This is a genomic window from Pseudarthrobacter sulfonivorans (assembly GCF_001484605.1).
Lineage (GTDB): Bacteria > Actinomycetota > Actinomycetes > Actinomycetales > Micrococcaceae > Arthrobacter > Arthrobacter sulfonivorans_A.
Genome location: NZ_CP013747.1, coordinates 80,951 through 97,846, shown reverse-complemented (window position 1 = coordinate 97,846; position 16,896 = coordinate 80,951). Strand labels below are relative to the sequence as shown.

General features: G+C 62.1%; 14 protein-coding genes. 4 read left to right on the top strand and 10 right to left on the bottom strand.

From position 1 onward, the window contains the following. Positions 1-5: 5 nt before the first annotated feature. From AU252_RS00410 to AU252_RS00395, 4 genes are all read right to left on the bottom strand, one after another. Complete coding sequence (locus AU252_RS00410; protein WP_058929029.1) at positions 6-1,679, bottom strand: (2,3-dihydroxybenzoyl)adenylate synthase; 1,674 nt, start codon at positions 1,677-1,679, stop codon at positions 6-8. Continuing rightward, on the bottom strand, positions 1,676-3,712 hold the full coding sequence (locus AU252_RS00405) for an acetate--CoA ligase family protein (protein WP_058929028.1): 2,037 nt from the start codon (positions 3,710-3,712) through the stop codon (positions 1,676-1,678). Before AU252_RS00405 ends, AU252_RS00410 begins: the two co-directional genes overlap by 4 nt. Further along, positions 3,705-5,279, bottom strand: coding sequence for an FAD-dependent monooxygenase (locus AU252_RS00400; protein ID WP_058929027.1), 1,575 nt, complete (start codon positions 5,277-5,279; stop codon positions 3,705-3,707). The genes AU252_RS00405 and AU252_RS00400 overlap by 8 nt, the downstream gene beginning before the upstream one ends. 121 nt (positions 5,280-5,400) lie before the next feature. Then, positions 5,401-6,234, bottom strand: a complete 834-nt coding sequence (locus AU252_RS00395; RefSeq protein WP_058929026.1) for a PaaX family transcriptional regulator — start codon at positions 6,232-6,234, stop codon at positions 5,401-5,403. 167 nt (positions 6,235-6,401) lie between these two features. On the opposite strand from AU252_RS00395, the gene AU252_RS00390 reads away from it, so the two are divergent. The 3 genes from AU252_RS00390 to AU252_RS00380 are packed head-to-tail and all read left to right on the top strand — an operon-like array spanning position 6,402 to position 10,410. Then, positions 6,402-7,760 (top strand): MFS transporter, encoded by a 1,359-nt coding sequence (locus tag AU252_RS00390; RefSeq protein ID WP_058929025.1) that lies wholly within the window; start codon positions 6,402-6,404, stop codon positions 7,758-7,760. A gap of 59 nt (positions 7,761-7,819) precedes the next feature. Next, positions 7,820-9,271: an aldehyde dehydrogenase gene (locus tag AU252_RS00385; RefSeq protein ID WP_099093358.1), complete on the top strand. Its 1,452-nt coding sequence runs from the start codon at positions 7,820-7,822 to the stop codon at positions 9,269-9,271. Between the two features lie 32 nt (positions 9,272-9,303). Beyond that, positions 9,304-10,410: an NAD(P)-dependent alcohol dehydrogenase gene (locus AU252_RS00380; protein ID WP_240484274.1), complete on the top strand. Its 1,107-nt coding sequence runs from the start codon at positions 9,304-9,306 to the stop codon at positions 10,408-10,410. Between the two features lie 117 nt (positions 10,411-10,527). Here AU252_RS00380 and AU252_RS00375 read toward each other — a convergent pair whose 3' ends face one another. Both AU252_RS00375 and AU252_RS00370 read right to left on the bottom strand, forming a co-directional pair. After that, complete coding sequence (locus AU252_RS00375; protein ID WP_058932670.1) at positions 10,528-11,169, bottom strand: NADPH-dependent F420 reductase; 642 nt, start codon at positions 11,167-11,169, stop codon at positions 10,528-10,530. Positions 11,170-11,336: 167 nt separating this feature from the next. Next, on the bottom strand, positions 11,337-11,912 hold the full coding sequence (locus AU252_RS00370) for a TetR/AcrR family transcriptional regulator (RefSeq protein ID WP_058929023.1): 576 nt from the start codon (positions 11,910-11,912) through the stop codon (positions 11,337-11,339). A gap of 452 nt (positions 11,913-12,364) precedes the next feature. Here AU252_RS00370 and AU252_RS00360 point away from each other — a divergent pair, with 452 nt between their 5' ends. After that, on the top strand, positions 12,365-13,465 hold the full coding sequence (locus AU252_RS00360) for an NAD(P)-dependent alcohol dehydrogenase (RefSeq protein WP_058932669.1): 1,101 nt from the start codon (positions 12,365-12,367) through the stop codon (positions 13,463-13,465). A 144-nt stretch (positions 13,466-13,609) separates the two neighbouring features. Here the strand turns inward: AU252_RS00360 and AU252_RS00355 are convergent, their stop codons facing one another. The 4 genes from AU252_RS00355 to AU252_RS00340 form a co-directional block, all read right to left on the bottom strand. Next, a complete protein-coding gene (locus tag AU252_RS00355) occupies positions 13,610-13,852 on the bottom strand; it encodes an NAD-binding protein (RefSeq protein WP_157768897.1) in 243 nt (80 codons plus the stop codon). Between the two features lie 93 nt (positions 13,853-13,945). Continuing rightward, complete coding sequence (locus tag AU252_RS00350) at positions 13,946-14,656, bottom strand: alpha/beta hydrolase (protein ID WP_240484273.1); 711 nt, start codon at positions 14,654-14,656, stop codon at positions 13,946-13,948. Then, positions 14,572-15,180: a cysteine hydrolase family protein gene (locus tag AU252_RS00345; RefSeq protein WP_058929019.1), complete on the bottom strand. Its 609-nt coding sequence runs from the start codon at positions 15,178-15,180 to the stop codon at positions 14,572-14,574. The genes AU252_RS00350 and AU252_RS00345 overlap by 85 nt, the downstream gene beginning before the upstream one ends. 305 nt (positions 15,181-15,485) lie before the next feature. Beyond that, positions 15,486-16,856, bottom strand: coding sequence for an NAD-dependent succinate-semialdehyde dehydrogenase (locus AU252_RS00340; protein ID WP_058929018.1), 1,371 nt, complete (start codon positions 16,854-16,856; stop codon positions 15,486-15,488). Between the last annotated feature and the right edge of the window lie 40 nt (positions 16,857-16,896).

Sequence of the window (16,896 nt, the reverse complement as noted above, 5' to 3'; positions counted from 1 at the left end):
CAGTCCTACTTTCCTTGGGAGCCGGCAGCCGCCAGGCGTTCGGCGATGTCGGCGCGGAGGTCCTTTTTGTTGATTTTTCCCACTTTGGTGGTGGGTAGTTCGTCTACGACGACGAGATGTTCAGGGATTTTGAAGGCTGCCACGCCGGTGCGGCGCAGCAGGTCCTGGATCTGTTCGAGGGTGACTTCGGTCCCGGGTTTGACCGTGATGTAGAGGCAGAGCCGTTCCCCGAGGACCTGGTCCGGCATCGCGATCGCAGCCGCCATGGTGACGTCTTCGATCCGGTAGACCAGGCTTTCGATCTCTTCGGCGGAGATCTTTTCGCCGCCTCGGTTGATCATGTCCTTGTCGCGTCCCTGGACAATCAGGTTTCCGTCGGGGCGGCGCTCTACGATGTCCCCGCTGGCGTACCAGCCGTCCGGGGTGAAGGCACGGGCGTTCGCTTCGGGCGCGCGGTAATAGCCGCGTGGGGTATAGGGACCGCGGGTCAGGATGGATCCGGGGACACCGTCGGGGAGGTCCTTACCGGACTCGTCCACAATCCGGACTTCGTCGGCTTCGGAGACGGGGCGGCCCTGTGTGGTGCAGATGACGTCTTCGGGGTCGTTCAGCCGGGTGGTGTTGATGAGTCCCTCGGCCATGCCGAACACCTGCTGCAGCGTGGCGCCTAGGACGGGCTTGACCTTCCGGGCGATTTCGTCCGGCAGCCGGGAGCCGCCCACCTGGAGGACCTCGAGGGTGGCGAGCTGGCTGCTGCCGGTTTCCTGCTGGTATTCGATCCACCGCTGGGCCACGGCCGGGACTGCGGTCGAAAGTGTCACTCCCTCACGTTCGATTGCGGCGAAGGCTTTGCGTGGTTCGGGGCTTGGCAGCATTATCACTCGGCCGCCGGCGAACAGGATGCCGAGGATTCCGGGGCAGGCCAGCGGGAAGTTGTGGCTGGCGGGAAGGGTCCCGAGGTAAACGGTGTCCTCGGTGACGGCGGTGGGGATGGAGCAGGCCTTGATGTTGTAGGCGTAGTCGTTGTGGGTCCTGGTGATGAGCTTGGGCAGGCCGGTGGTGCCGCCGGAGAGCAGGAACAGTGCGGGTGAGTCCGGTGAAGGAGCGGCGGCGTCCAGCCGTGCCCGGGTAGCCGAGACGTCCTTTAGTGGTGCCAAAATCTCCTCGAGCCGTACGTTGAGTGGCTTCGCCGTACCGGAAACGAGGATGATCTCCAGAGCAGGAATGGATGCCGCAAGTTCTTCGGCCATGGCCTGGTGATCAAAGTCCTTGATGACATCCGGGACGGCGATGGCCCGGGACTCAGAGAGTTCCGTCAGGAAGGACAGTTCGTATTGCCGGTGTGCCGGCAGCGCCATGACCGGGATGATGCCGGCGCGGAAGCATGCCAGGGTCAGCAGCGCGAACTGCCAGCCGTTGGGCAGCTGGACCATGATGCGGTCGTCCGCTTTCAGCCCCAACTGGAGGAGGCGTTCGGCGGCGGCATCCATTCTGTTGGCAAGTTCGGCGTATGTGAGCCGCACGTCACCGTCGACGATTGCGATCTTGTGAGGCAACCGGTCGGCTGTTTCGAGGATGTAGCTGCCCAGGGCGCGGTCCTCCCAGTAGCCTTTGGCGCGGAACTCCGCGGCCAGGTCGGCTGGCCAGGGGGTGGTGCCTTCGCTGGTGTGGCTTGTCATTTCTTGTCCTCCTCGACATTGATAACTACGGCATCGAGCGCCACGAGTCCGTGGTGGGTCAGGCGCAGGGGATTGATTTCGATCTCAGCGATGGCGTCATTGGAGACGAGGGCATCGCCGAGTTTGATCAAAACGCCAGCCAGTTCCGTTGTATCCAGCATTGGCCCGGAGCGGAAGCCATACAAGAGTTCGCGGGCTTGCAGATCGTTGGGCATGCCCTCTGCTGCCTGGTCCGAGAGGGGAGCGGAACGGATGGCGATATCGGCGAAGACCTCGGCCGCGGTGCCTCCCAAACCAAGAACCACGATCGGTCCAAACACGGGGTCACGGCGAACACCGACAACCAGGTCCACCCCGGACGGGGCCATGGCTTCGATCAGGAACTCGCGGGCTCCGGCGGCCTCAAGGCCGTCCAGGGCGCGGTCCATGGCCTCGGCGGAGTTGACCCCGAGGTGCACGCCGCCGATCTCGGTCTTGTGCAGGACGGCGGCATCGAGCAGCTTTACGGCGACAGGTGTCGCCAGTTCAGCCAGCGCCTCATGGGCAGCAGCACGGGTGCTGCAGCGGCGCCGAGCGGGCGTGGCGATGCCAAGGGCGCCGAGGAGCTCCTTGGCACGGTTCTCATCCCACGGTCCGTTCAGGTCCGGCCACGTGAAGTGACGCTGAGCTGACACGGCGCGGACGAACTGTCCCCGGGAGTCGTTCACGAGGGCGGTGAGGCCATGGGCCAGCGATGTTGGTCCCGAAATCAAAGGCAGCTCATGTTGTTGAGCTGACTTCCGTGCGCGTTCGAGGTCGCCTTCGGGCCCGTCCACACCGATCACGAAGGGCATCGTGCCGGCCACGCCGGAATTGGCGACGGCGAGTGGCAGGTCCGCTACGGGTTCGGTCAGCCCGTAAACGGCGACGACGTCAATGGCCGGGTCGTTGGCCACGGCCGCAACGATTTTCTCGTATCCGGGTCCCGGCCGGCCCGTGTCAACGGGGTTGGCCTGAAAGGTCAAAGGTGGCAGCAACGTGCCGATGATGTCCTGGCTGTGCTGCGCCAAACGCGGCAGCGTCACGCCCGCGCTGTGGAGGGCATCGGCGATCAGCAGGCCCGGTCCGGCCTGTCCGGTGATGAGACCGACTCCTGGGTCTGCAGCCGGCGCTAGCCGGCGCCCCGCGAGCGCGGTGACAGCAGCAACCAGCTGGTTCTCGTCGTCGACAATTACTGCGCCTGCCTGCTTGAGGACAGCACGTGTGGTGCGCCAGGACGTGGCCAGCGCTCCGGTGTGGGACTGTGCAAACTCGGAGACATCGTTGCGGCCAACCACCAGAGCGACAACAGGTTTGACCGCACTGAGGCGCGAGACGGCGTCGATGAGGGCAGGCCCGTCTGACACCGTTTCCAAGTGGAGTGCTACAGCCTTTGTTTGTTCGTCAGTGATCAGGTAGTCGAGGACGTCGGGTGCGGTGATGTCCGTGCCTGCACCTATGCCGACGGCGAGGCTGACTCCGGCGCCGGAGCGCTGGAGGTGGAATGCCAGGACGTGGTTCACACCGCCGCTGGCCGCGACGACTGCCACCGAACCCGGTTCCAGTTCGGCGACGCCGGGCACGAAGCTGGCGCGCAGGTTGCGGTGGGGAACGAAGAAGCCGGACGTGTTCGGGCCGAGCAGCCGGATGCCGGTGTCACGGACAGCCGCTTCCACCTGGTGTGCGAATTCGACGCCGGGACCGCCGGCTTCGGCGAAACCGCCGGCGCAAACCAATGCGGCCCTGGCGCCGTTGGCAGCGCTGTCACGCAGCGCTTGGGCAGTGGCGGCGGCAGGAACGCAGAGGACTGCCAGGTCGGGGCCGCCGGGGATGGCGGCTGCGGCGGCAGCGATGCTGGTGTGCATGCCGTTTTCGCCGCGGCTGTTCACGAGTTCCACGGGACCCGGGTAGTTAGAGAGTGATTGCGCCATGACTGCGCCGAGCTTCTCGGGGCTGGAGGAGGCGCCAACGACGATGATGCCGCTCGGGGCGAACAGGGGAGTCAGGCTATGCATCGGTGGCCTCCACGTTTGCGGTGGCAACAGCGTCAGCTCGGCCGGAGAGCACCAGTGTCAGGTTCGATGCCGGTCCGCGGTCATCGACGATGACAGTTGTCAGGCCGCGTTCAAGCCGGGCTTCCTCCGAAAGGAGGATGCGGGTGAATGGATTGCCGCCTTGGATGACAACGGCGGCAGCCTGGGCTGGCAATTGTGCAAAGGCAGTTGCCAAGTCCTCTTCAGTATCCGGTGCGGTCAGAAGCAGTCCTGTGGTGGCGTCGGCCGAGTCCGAGTTGGTGACCAGGGCGATACTGCCCCCCGTGCCGGTCAGGACGATCTGGCCATCCTGCTGGGTCAGAGAGAGTAGGCGCCCGCCGAACCGGATTGATCCGGCGTCGAGTGGTGTTTCCAGTGGTGTGTGGGCGTGCCGGGCCAGCCAGTCCTGCTCCGTGGACGCAACCAGTTTCGGGTCACGCAAGCGGATCTTGTCGATGTCGATGCTGCGGGAGAAGAAGTGGAAGGTGAACTGGGTGGGGGCGAAGGAGTCGTAGTATCTGCCGAAGTGTTCCCACCAGCTGAGTCCACCGCGTGCCTGGTTCTGGATTTTGGCAACCTGCGGCTGGCGCTCGGCTTCATAGTTGGTGAAGGCCGTTTCGAGGTCGTCTTGGTGTGCTGCCACTTCCCGGACGAGGGTGATGGCGTCTTCCATGGCCATTTTGGTGCCGGACCCAACGGAGAAGTGGGCCGTGTGTACGGCGTCTCCGAGCAGGACGACGTTGCCCTTGTGCCACGACAGGGTCCGGCGGGTGCGGAAGTTCGCCCAGCGGGAGCTGTTGGCGACCAGCGGTTCACCGGCAATGTCCTCGGCGAAGAGCTTTTCGAGGAACCGCTGCGTCTTCAAATCCGACGGTCCAGGGGGCTGGCTGACATCGAACTCGTCCAGGCCGGCCCGGCGCCACGTTTCCTCATCGGTTTCGACAATGAAGGTGCTCAGGTCCTTACTGATCGGGTAGCCGTGGACGGCGAAGTTGCCGAACTCGCTCTTCCGGTGGAGGAAGGTCATGCCCTTGAATTTGTGGCTGGTGCCAAACCAGATGAATTTGGCCGTGGCCGTCTCGGCTGTGTGGCCCAGGCCTTCGCCGAGTTGTTCGCGGGTCGATGAGTTGGCGCCGTCGGCGCCGACGATCAGGTCGAAGTCTGCGAGCTGTGACAGGTCCGGTACATACTGGCCAAAGCGCATGTCCACGCCCGCTGCCGCTGCCCGTTCCTGCATCAGCTGCAGGAGGGTCTTGCGGTAGATGGCGGCCATACCGTTGCCTGCAAAGGACTTCCGTTCACCCTTGAGCCAGACTTCGATGTCGTCCCAGTGCGTGCCGTGGTCCCGGAGTCCGTCCCGGACAACAGGATCGGCATCATTGATCCGATTCAGTGTTGCGTCGGAGAAGACCACGCCGAAGCCGAAGGCGTCCGTGGCCTGGTTCCGTTCAAAGAGTACGACGTCGGCGTCGGGAACGGTTTGCTTGAACAGGGTTGAGAAGAACAGTCCGCCGGGACCGCCGCCAATGCAGGCTACGCGAAGTGCCATCGATGCCACCTTCTAGTGTTTGGAAAATCGGTGAGAAAGGTCTCACTGCAATTATGTAACCAATATGCGCTGAACGTCAACTATTTGTTACATGTTTTTCGATGGCCGGCGGGGGTCGTGTCTACGACGCTACCTCCTGGCCCTGCCCCACGGACTGGCCGATGATGCTGGAGATGAATTCCGTGGCTGCGGGCCCGAGCTGGCGGTGCACGGCACCGAACAGGGTGTAGGCCTCACTGCTGGGCCAGCTATCGGGCTGCAGTTCGCGGGGCAGGTAAGGATCACGGAACGGGAAGCGGCGGAAGTCGCCGATGATATGCATCCGTTCGATGAGGGCCGTCCGACCGTCCTTGTCCGCATTTACACCCTCGTTATCCAGAGCGGCGTAGTTGTGGATGAAGTGCCGGTAGTCGGCGCCCAGCTGATCCAAATCCCAGCAGCGGGCGGCGAGCCCCCTGTCTTCCTGCAGATCGCCGGTTCCGCACCAAAGCGCATCCACCTTGGCCAGCGGGTTCTCGGCGGCGATTTCGCGGACCTCGGAGATGAGGTCGTGTGGGCTCAGCCAGGTTGACGGCGACAGCTGACCAAACCCGTGCCATGCGAGTTGCTTTCGGAGCTGGTCACGGACGGCACGTTCGGCTTCTGGGACTTGGTAGATGGCCATGGTCCAGCGCCCCTGCCAGGTCTCGTCCCGGCGTCGGAAGATCCGCTCTCGCCCCTCGTTGAGGATCTCAAGCATGTGGGGAGTCAGTGAGTAGACCGTTTCCCGCCCGATGCGCCGCGTAGTGAACCACCCCTCTTTGCGTAGGCGGGAAAGGTTGACGCGGACTGTGGCTGCTTCGATGTCAAAGACCGCTAGGAGTTCCGTGATGTCGGCAAGCCGAACTTCGCTGCCGGCATATCGAAGGTAGTCGCCGAACAGGTCCAGGATCAGGGCTCTTGGTTTCCACTGCATAAGACTCCTCTAAGTGTCAGCTGGGTGAGTCATGCATCCCTAAACGTGCAACACGTCTATTGACGAACGACATTTTCATGTTACATTCGATTGTGGGTCAGATCACAGATGGTCACCCACCTATCTCTGGCACATCACAACGTTGTGTATATCACCTGGAGCCCCTAATGACGTTCCCCCAATCATCATCGTCGGCCCGCCCGCGCAAGTCGCCCGCCGTCGTCATCTTTTTGTGTTTCCTTGCCATCGTCTTCGACGGCTATGACCTCGTTGTCTATGGCGCCATTGTTCCCAAGCTCCTGGCTTACGAGCCCTGGGGCCTGACCCCGGTGGAGACGGGCGCCATCGGCAGCTACGCGCTGGCAGGCATGTTCATTGGCGCCATTCTTATCGGATACCTCACCGACATCGTCGGCCGCCGGAAGGTCATGATGGTTTCCATCGCGGCCTTCTCTTCGCTGATGCTCTTGACCGCCTGGGCGCCGACCCCTGAACTCTTTGGTTTGTTCCGCTTCCTGGCAGGCCTCGGACTCGGTGGTGTCATCCCGACGGCCATAGCACTTACCGTGGAGTTCTCAAAGTCGAACCGACGCAACTTCAATAACGCCCTGATGTTCTCCGGCTACGCTGTCGGAGGCATTCTCGCCGCACTTCTTGCTCTCGCGTTCCTGCCGTCGCTGGGATTCCAGGGCATGCTCGCCTTGGGCGGTATTCCACTCGTCACCGTTGTCCCGCTGCTGTTCAAATACCTTCCCGAGTCCCCGGCCTTCCTCGCAGCGAAAGGTGACCGGGCCAACGCGGAACGCATCGTCGCCGAATACGGGCTGGAACTGCTGCCGCCGGCACGGGTTCACACCGACGCCCCCGAACCCGGCCGTTTCCGCACGCTCCTGACTGGACGCCTGCTTGGCGCAATGATCCTGTTCTGCCTGGCCGGAATCTGTGGCCAAACGCTCGTATACGGGCTGAACACCTGGCTGCCACAGCTCATGATCATCGCCAAGTACTCTCTGGCTTCTTCGCTGACATTCCTCCTCACCGTCAACATTGGAGCCGTCGTAGGTGTTCTGGTGTCCTCCCGTCTGGCTGACCGGTTCGGTCCCCGCCGGGTAACGGCCGTCGCCTTTGCCAGCTCCGGAATCGCCCTTGTCCTGATGGGAACAGGCATCATGCCTCTCGTGGCCATGTACGCCCTGGTGGCAGTTGTCGGCTTCGGATCAGTGGGAGCGCAAATACTGGTAAACGGCTTCGTTGCCACGTACTTCTCCGGCGCAACCCGAGCCACCGCCCTCGGAATCACGCTGGGCGTGGGGCGGATCGGCGCAGTACTGGCGATCTCCGGTGGTGGCGTCCTCGTGGCAGCTGCACTCGGCAACTTCATCAACTTCTCCGTGTGGGCCATCGCCGCCGGCATTGGCGTAGTAGCCGTTCTGACCGTACCGGGCCTACCCGACGCGGCAACGCGGGGAACTACTACTGGCGAGACCCCCGCGACTGATTCGACCAGCAACAATACCCATCACTAAGAACCAAAAAGCCGACCACACCGATGCCGGCCGGACCGGCATCAACTGAGGAGACCCCCTTGCAAACGCAACTCATCATTGACAACCAGGCTCGTGCCGGCCGCGAAGGCAAGACTTTTGAGCGGCGGGACCCGGTGACAGGCGCACTCGTGACCGAGAGCGCTGCAGCAGATGTGAATGACGCACTCGATGCTGTTGAATCTGCCTCGAAGGCATTTGCCACATGGTCCACCACCGGTCCCAGCGAACGACGCGCCGTGATGCTGAAGGCCGCCGAGATCATGGAGCGACGCGGCCCGGAGTTCATCGAAACGATGATGGCGGAAGTTGGTGCGGCACAGCTCTGGGCCGGATTCAATGTGTTCCTCACGGCGCAGCTGTTCCGCGAAGCCGCTGGACTTGCCACCCAGATTCAGGGTGAGACGCTTCCGACGGACAAGCCGGGCACACTCTCGATGACTGTGCGCCAGCCCGCCGGCGTGGTCCTCAGCATGGCACCCTGGAACGGGGCCGGCGTGCTCGCAGCCCGGGCCCTTGCCTATCCCATCGTTTGCGGCAACACGGTGGTCTTCCGAGCCTCGGAAACCAGCCCACGGACCCACGCAATCATTGCGGAGGTCTTGCACGAGGCCGGCGTACCCGCCGGTGTCCTGAACTTCCTGACAAGCACCGCTGAGGACTCTGACCGGGTGGTGGAAGCGATCATCGCGCATCCGGCGGTTCGCCGAATCAACTTCACCGGATCCACAGCAGTAGGACGCATCATTGCCGAAAAGGCTGCCCGCTACCTCAAGCCCGTACTTCTTGAACTCGGCGGCAAGGCACCGTTCGTCGTCCTCGATGACGCCGACATCGACGGCGCCGTCAATGCGGCTGTCTTCGGATCATTCCTCTACCAGGGCCAGATCTGCATGTCCACCGAACGGTTCGTAGTTGATGAGAGTGTTGCCGACGAATTTGTCGCGAAGTTCGCGGCACGCGCGGCGCAGCTGAGCGCCGGAGACCCCGTCACGGACGAGACCTGCATCGTCGGACCCATGATCCGCGAAGAGTCTGGCGCACGCATCAACGCACTCATCGATGACGCACTGGCCAAAGGTGCTGAGCTTGTAGTCGGTGACCGTGCCAACGGTGCTTCAATGCCTGCCACGATCATCGACAAGGTAAGCCCGGAAATGTCTATCTACGACCAGGAAACCTTCGGACCCATCACCACGGTAGTCCGCGTCTCTGGCATCGAAGAGGCGGTCCAGGTGGCAAATGACACCGAATACGGCCTTGCCGCCGCCGTTTTCGGCGCTGACAGCACCCGGGCCTTGCAGGTTGCCATGCGAATTCAGGCAGGACACGTCCATGTCAACGGGGCAACCGTCCAGAACGAGGCCCAGGCTCCATACGGCGGCATGAAGAACAGCGGCTACGGCAGGTTCGATGGCAGGGCCGTCATCAACGAGTTCACGGAACTGAAGTGGATCACCGTGGAGCAGTCCGACCAGCAGTACCCGTTCTGAATCAACAGCCGACGTATCCGAACAGGAAAAACATGACCATGCAGGTAACCGCAGCAGTAGCCCGTGAGCCGCGGCAGCCGCTCACGATTGAAAAACTTGAGCTGGACGATCTCCGCCCGAATGAAGTGCTCGTAAGGATGGTGGCCACTGGCGTGTGCCACACGGACGCCATCGTCCGAGACCAGGTCTATCCGACACCCTTGCCCGCCGTCCTTGGACACGAAGGGGCAGGAATTGTGGAGCAGATAGGGTCTTCCGTCACAACGGTGCAGCCGGGCGACCATGTACTGCTCGCGGCCGCATATTGCGGAAAATGCGACCGCTGCCGATCGGGCGAGATGGCGTACTGCGAGAACCTCTTCGCGGCAGACTTCGGCGGCAGGAGGCCTGACGGAAGCACGGCACTGAGCAAGGACGGCGAAGTGATTTCCTCCCACTTCTTCGGTCAGTCGTCATTCGCCACATACGCCAACGTCGTCGAGGAAAGCGTCGTTCGGGTCGGTTCCGACGTCCCGCTCGAGGTTGTTGCACCCTTGGGTTGCGGCATCCAGACCGGAGCCGGTGCGGTGCTCAACGAACTTAAGCCGGCGTTGAACAGTACGCTCGTGGTCATCGGCACCGGAGCCGTAGGATCCGGTGCCATCATGGCCGGCGGGGTGGCAGGGTGCGCACGCATCATTGCAGTGGACATCCACACCTCCCGGCTGGATCTCGCCAAGGAACTCGGAGCGACGGACGTCATCAACACGCAGGAAGCGGACCTCACGGACGAGATCCTTCGTCTGACGGATGGCCGCGGCGCCGATTACGTGATCGACACAACGGCCCGTCCGGAACTGCTCCGCAAAGCGGCCGATGCTCTTGCCCTCCGTGGAACCTTGGCCTTGGTAGGCGCCGCAAAACCCGGGACAGAGGTGTCCTTCGAAATCGGCCTCTCCCTGGTTAAAGGCTGGACGTTCAAGACCGTGATCCAAGGCAGCTCAGTGCCCCAAGTATTCATTCCCAAGCTCATCGAGTTGTGGAAAGAAGGCCGTTTCCCCATGGACAAGCTGATGCGCAGCTACGCCTTGAGTGAGATCAACCAGGGCTTCGAGGACTCCGCCAATGGAACGGTCGTCAAGCCTGTCATTGTCTTCTAGCAGTCTGGTAGTCACCTGACGGCGAGGATTCGTGAACCTCACGCAGGAAGAGGACGACGGCGGGTGCGTACCCGCCGTCGTCCTCTTCCTGTGTCCGGGGGCTGTCGCCCGGTTGAATTACTTGGTGACCAAGAGGCCAGTGTCCCAGTTGAAATCGGCGAACTCGGGGTTTGCCTGCATGGTCATGAGCACGAACTGGAAGCCCTCGAGTTCCCTTGCGCGTTTGAGTGGACCGACGACGAGCGGGCGCATGCCGCCGCCGCTGACGAGGTTGCTGACGGCCGCGTTGGCACCCGCATTGTCTCCGGCGATGAAGACATCCAGCGGCTGTCCACCTGACTCGCCGGCAACCAGGGTGCCCGCAAAGGTCGTGTTGAAGGCCTTCACGACGTTCGAACCTGCCGGCGTGAGTTGGGCGATTTCTTCGGCGGCTGAGTTGCCGGGTTCCACAACGAGGGAATCGAAGGTATCGAAGTTCACGGGGTTGGTGATGTCCACGATGGTCTTGCCGGCCAAAGCTTCGCCATAGGCGCTGACGACCGACTTGGCGGCGTCGAAGGGCACGGCCAACACCACGATGTCACCCTGGGGGGCATCGTCCGTCGTGCCGAAGGTGACGCCGGTGCCAAGCTCGGTGGCAAGCTTCCGCGCTTTGGTCGCGTCTTGTCCGAGGATCTCAATCGTGTGGCCGCCGGCGAGGGCGCGGGTGGCAATGCCACGAGCCATGGTGCCGTTTCCAATGATTGTCAGGTTCGTCATGTGGTTCTTCTTTCCAAATACGCGGGCAAGGAGGTTTTTCATCGGATTCTGTTCTTCTGGAGGATCGATACTTGAAGCTACAATTAAATATAGGGCAGGAAAGTTGAAGCGTCAAGTATCTTGCTGGGCCGATTGCCAGGCCATTTGCTCCGGGTAGCTGAGGGTGTCTAGTACGCGCCGTCGTCGAAAGCCAGCAGTTCACTGGCCCGCATGATGGCTGCGCGCCTGCGTCCCTCGTCCGGCTCGCCGGTAATAACGAGATGAACGTTCGGGGTCGATATCCAGGCATGGCACAGAGTGACGATTGTCAGCAGGAGGTCCTCGGCACCGGCTTCGCTTATCGCGGGGAGCGCGGCGCGGATCTCGGATACTTTGTTCGACGAATGGAGGGCCCGGCCCTCGGCGCCGACGGGGTGGCCCCGTTCGAGACCCTCCCAGAAAGTTAGTCGGGCGAGACTTGGCCGGCTTCTGGAAAAGTCAAAGTAGCGGCCCGCGAAATCGGCAATGGCTTCGGGGCCTGAGCCGATGACGGGAAGGTCGTCCAAGGCGGTGACGAGTTGGTGCGTCAATGCCGCTTCGAAGAGTTGGGTCTTGCCGCCGAAATAGAAGTAGATCCGTTCGCGATTACACGCTGAATTCTGGGAGATCTGATGGATGCGTGCACCGGAGAAGCCGCGTTCTGAAAACTCGGCAATAGCTGCATCAAGGATCTTCTTTCGTGTCGCTTCAGTGTCCCAGGCCATGCCGCCATTTTATCTCCAACCGTTCGTTTGCATTTGCACGGCAGTGCTCGGTAGTATCATCTCCAACCAAGCGTTTGGAGATTGAGTGGAGCACGACGGAAAGGCGCTTGCAGCGGACGAAATCGACGTGCATCATCACAGGGGCGTCGGTATGGCATCCGTGCATGTGAGGGCCGTCGTGACCTGGTTGGCGATATTTCCGCTGGCGGCCACGGGGATGTGCGCGCTGGGAGCATTGGTTCCGCAGTGGCATCCGGTCCTGCGAGCGTTCGTACTGACCCTTGTGGTGGTCCCGACTGCCGTGTACCTCGCGGTGCCGCGCCTCTTGTTGTTCCAGACTCGGATAGGACGGGCGACGCGCACCAGAGCGCAGCGCCGCGCGAAACGCAATTAGCGGTTTCGCAATCTCGGGGTGCTTGCTCATCCCGGCCATCATTGACAAGGAGATTGCAGTGCAGATATCTGCCGCTGTCGCGCGCAAGAACGGCGCACCATTCACCATTGAACAGCTTGAACTTGACGCCCTGCGACACAACGAAGTCAGAGTCCGCATGGTTGCGACCGGGATCTGCCACACGGACACCCTGGTCCGCGATGGGATCTATCCAACTCCGCTGCCCGCAGTCCTCGGCCACGAGGGCGCCGGGGTCGTAGAGGAGGTCGGCGACTCGGTTGTCTCCGTCGTACCTGGCGACCATGTGGTATTGGCAGCCGCCTACTGTGGCCATTGCAAGAGGTGCCGAAACGGCCAGATGGCCTACTGCGAAAACCTGATGGCTGCCGACTTCGGAGGGCGACGACTGGACGGCGCTACGGCCCTGAGCAAGGACGGCGAGGCAATCTCATCCCACTTCTTTGGCCAGTCGTCCTTCGCCACCTATGCAAACGTTGTCGAGGAATCGATAGTCCGCGTCGACAAAGATGTCCCCCTTGAGCATCTGGGCCCACTGGGTTGTGGCATCAACACGGGAGCCGGAACCGTCCTCAACGAACTCCAGCCTGAAATCGGGTCTTCGCTGGTCGTCTTCGGCACGGGCGCTGTCGGATGCGCTGCGGTCATGGCGGCTCGGGTTGCAGATTGTGCCACGATTGTTGCCATCGACATTCACGACTCCCGCTTGGAGCTCGCCCGCGAGCTCGGCGCCACGCATGTCATCAATTCGAAGATGGAAAATGTGGCCGAGCGGCTCCGCGAAATCACGGCTGGTGCAGGAGTTGACTACGTAGTGGACACCACGGGCATTCCAGCGCTCCTCCGTCAGGCAGCCGATGCGCTGGGCGTTCGCGGAACGGTCGCGCTGGTTGGCGCGGCAAAACCAGGTACAGAGGTCAGCTTCGAGATCGGCGCCTCACTTGTGAAGGGTTGGACCTTCAAAACCGTTGTCCAGGGAAGCTCAGTCCCACAGGTCTTTATTCCACGGCTGATCCAGCTGTGGAAAGAGGGCCGTTTTCCCTTCGAGAAGCTCGTCAATGACTACGCTCTTGACGATATCAACCAAGGCTTTGAGGATTCCAAGAGCGGGAAGACGATCAAGCCGGTCATCGTCTTCTAGCCAGCGGGACGCCCCCTCACTCAGCAAGCTTTGCCGCGTGAGGGGGCCGTACCTGCGGGGTCACTTTTGCCGCTAGACGTCCGCTCTGCCGTCTCGCCCACCAGGACTGCGTCCTTGAGGAAGATGTCTACGGATGCCGCGATGTCAGCGGTGTTCGTGTCGAGCATTCGGGGGGCCGTAATTTTCCAGCATCCAGGATCCTCCGGCGCCTCCCCTTACCGCGTCGAAAACCTTGCCGGTATCGAGGCCGAGCCGTTCGGCGAAGGCGAGGCCTTCCGCGGCTACTACCAGTTGGCTGGTGGCCAGGAGTTGGTTGACAATCTTGTAGGACTGTCTGTCGCCGACATTGGGCCCGGAAAGGACCACCTTCCCCATCGTCTCCAACACGGGTCGTATTTGAAAGGTCAGTCCCACTTGGCTGGTGATGTACGGGTGGGAAATGTATTCGCCCGATCCGATGCGGCGGTCCTCCTGCGTGGCCTAAGGTTCCTGCAGGTCGGTGATCCAGCGCGCGAGGGCGGTTGCGTCGTCTTGTCCTATGCTGTGGCCGCCGGCCGAACGGATGGCAATTGTCTGCGCATCTGACTCCTCAGTGAGATAGCTCCAGGTGGATCTCAGCAACTCGGCCGGTATGACCGAATCAGCGTCACCGTGCGCTACGAACATCGGAATGCCCTGGAGTCGGCCCGGCGTCGTCGGCACGCCAGCGTCGAAGGGAAGGGTTCCGTAGAGGATTGCCGCACCTGCGAAGCGGTCAGGATCGCTCAATACGAGCCCCCCAGCGAAGGCGGCACCCCCGCTAAAGCCAACAAGGATCACGGGCCGCCCGGCCGGCGCAACACCGTCCAGCCAGTCCGTAAACCATGCCATGGTCTCCGTGAGGGACGCAGATATAGGGCGGCCGATGCCACGGTTCGCAAACCAGGCAAACCCCGGGCCCTCTGCGAGAGGTGCACGCACAGCCGCGTAGGCCGGACCGGCCGGGAGGTGATTCGCCAACGCAATGATGTCCGTTTCGCGTGACCCGCGCCCGTGAAGCAAGACGACCAAGGGCTTGCGCGGATCGTCCGGGGACTGCCACGCGATGGTCGGTTGGGGTAGCGTACTCAAACGGCAGCCCCCGTAATTTCGCCGGTTGACTGGAATTCGGCGATGTTCGTCAAGGCGTAGCTGAGTGCGGCGTCGTGCCACTCTGCGTTGATGCTCGATGTTGCGTCCGTTACAACGATTGTGCGGTACCCGTGGTCCGCTGCGTCACGCACGGTATGTTCCACGGCCATGTTTGTCCAGACGCCTGCCACTATTACCGTGGTGACCCCGGTATTCCGTAACAAAATATCCAGTCCGCTGCCGTTGAAGCAGCTCATCCGATTGCGGATCAGGACAGGCTCGTCCGCCAGCGCCTCCAGCCCCTCCAGCGCGTCTGCACCCCAGGATCCGAGCTTTAGTGACTCCGGGCCGATCATCCGGAAGATGGGGGCATTCGTCCCGCCGAAGTCGCCGTCGGGGTAGAACACGATGCGGTTGTGGATGATCGGCATTGACTCGTTGCGTGCCCATTCGAGCAGTTGCCCCACGTGGGGGACCAAGCCCTGCTCAACTGCATGGGCGGCGGCACCGAAGGATGCGAACGCCCCGTCCTGATGGACATTGTCGTTCTGAAGGTCTATCAGTAACAGTGCAGTCTTACTGACATCGAGGGGTGTGTTGTCCATGGTGTCTCCTGTTTGGTGATTGCTGTGTTCGCCAGAATTACTTTAACCTACAACTAACGTTTCGAGGTATTTTATTCCCATGGCTGTCCACTGCGCCGCTTCCCCGAATAGCCAGGCCGCACACTGAAGGCTGGACCTGCGGTGGCAGGCCCAGCCTTATCGTGTGTCGTCATCGATTGCGTGTCCTCTGCTGGGATCAGCCGGCGGGATCGACCAAGAACGGTTCCGGTACGTCTTCGATTTCAAGTTTGTTTTTGCCGTAATAGACGGCTGCGCGCATGGAGTCTCCTGTTGTTGTGTCGGGCTTAGATGATGCGGATGAGTTTTTTGTTCGCGAACTCGTTGAGTCCGAATTTGCCGAGTTCGCGGCCTATGCCGGAGGCCTTGACTCCGCCGAACGGGAGGTCGGGGGCACTCTTGATGGTGGTGTTGATTCCCACCATGCCGACCTCGAGGCGGTCGGTGACGTAGGCGGCTTGCTTCTGGTCGTCGGTGAAGACCGCGCTGCCGAGCCCGTACGGCGAATCGTTGGCCAGGGTGATTGCCTCATCCACGGAATCCACGCGGTAGAGGATCGCCACGGGACCGAAAAGCTCCTCTCGGTAGGCGCGCATGTCGGGTGTGACGCCGGAGAGGACGGTCGCCGGGTAGTACGCGCCGCGGCCTTCCGGGACGGCTCCGCCCAGGTGGACGGTCGCTCCCTTGGACACGGCGTCGTCAACTTGTTCGGCCAGTTCTGCCCGGGCCTGGGCGGTGGACATGGGACCGAGGCGCGTGTCTTCGCTCATGGGGTCCCCGGTTTGCCATTCTGCGGCTTTCGCCAGGAACGCTTCAAGGAATTTGTCCCAGTTGGACGAGTCGATGATGAGCCTTTTCGGCGACGTGCAGGCTTGGCCTGCGTTCCCGAATCGGCCTGCCGCTGCCGCGCTGGCGGCCTTGTCGATATCGGCTGCGGGAAGTACGAGGAACGGGTCGGAGCCGCCGAGTTCGAGGACGCACTTCTTCAGGTATTGGCCGGCGAGTGCGCCTATGGCACTGCCTGCACGCTCTGATCCGGTGAGGGAAACGCCTTGGAGTTTGGGGCTGGCGATGATGTCCGCGACCTGTCCGGAGGTGGCGAAGAGGTTCTGGTAGACGCCTTCCGGGGCCCCGGCCGCGTGGATGATTTCGGCAATGCGCAGGGCTTGTTGCGGGCAGTTGCTGGCGTGCTTGAGCAAGATGGTGTTGCCCAGCAGCAGGTTGGGGGCGACGAACCGTGCCATCTGGTAGTACGGGAAGTTCCACGGCATGACGCCCAGGAGTGGTCCGATGGGAGCTGTCCGGACGATTGCCCGGCCCGCACCGGCGATGTCGAGTTCTTCGTCGGCGAGCAACTGTTGGCCCGACGTGGCGTAGTACTCATAGATGGCAGCGGATAGCTCGACTTCGGCCTTGGCCTGGGTGATTGGCTTGCCCATCTCGAGCGTCATCAGTTTGGCAAGGTCGATGGCGTGCTGCCGGTGGAGGTCGGCGATGCGCTGCAGGAGCGCGCAGCGTTCTGCGAGGTCCTTCGTGTGCCAGGACCGGTAGGCAGCGTGGGAGCGCGTCAGGGAAGCGGCCACCTCTGCGTCTGTCATGCTGTCAAATTCCTGCACTACATTGCCGTTGGTGGGGTCGACGGTTGCATATTTCTTCATTGAAAACCTTCATCGTACTGAGGGCGGCCCGGGAAGGATG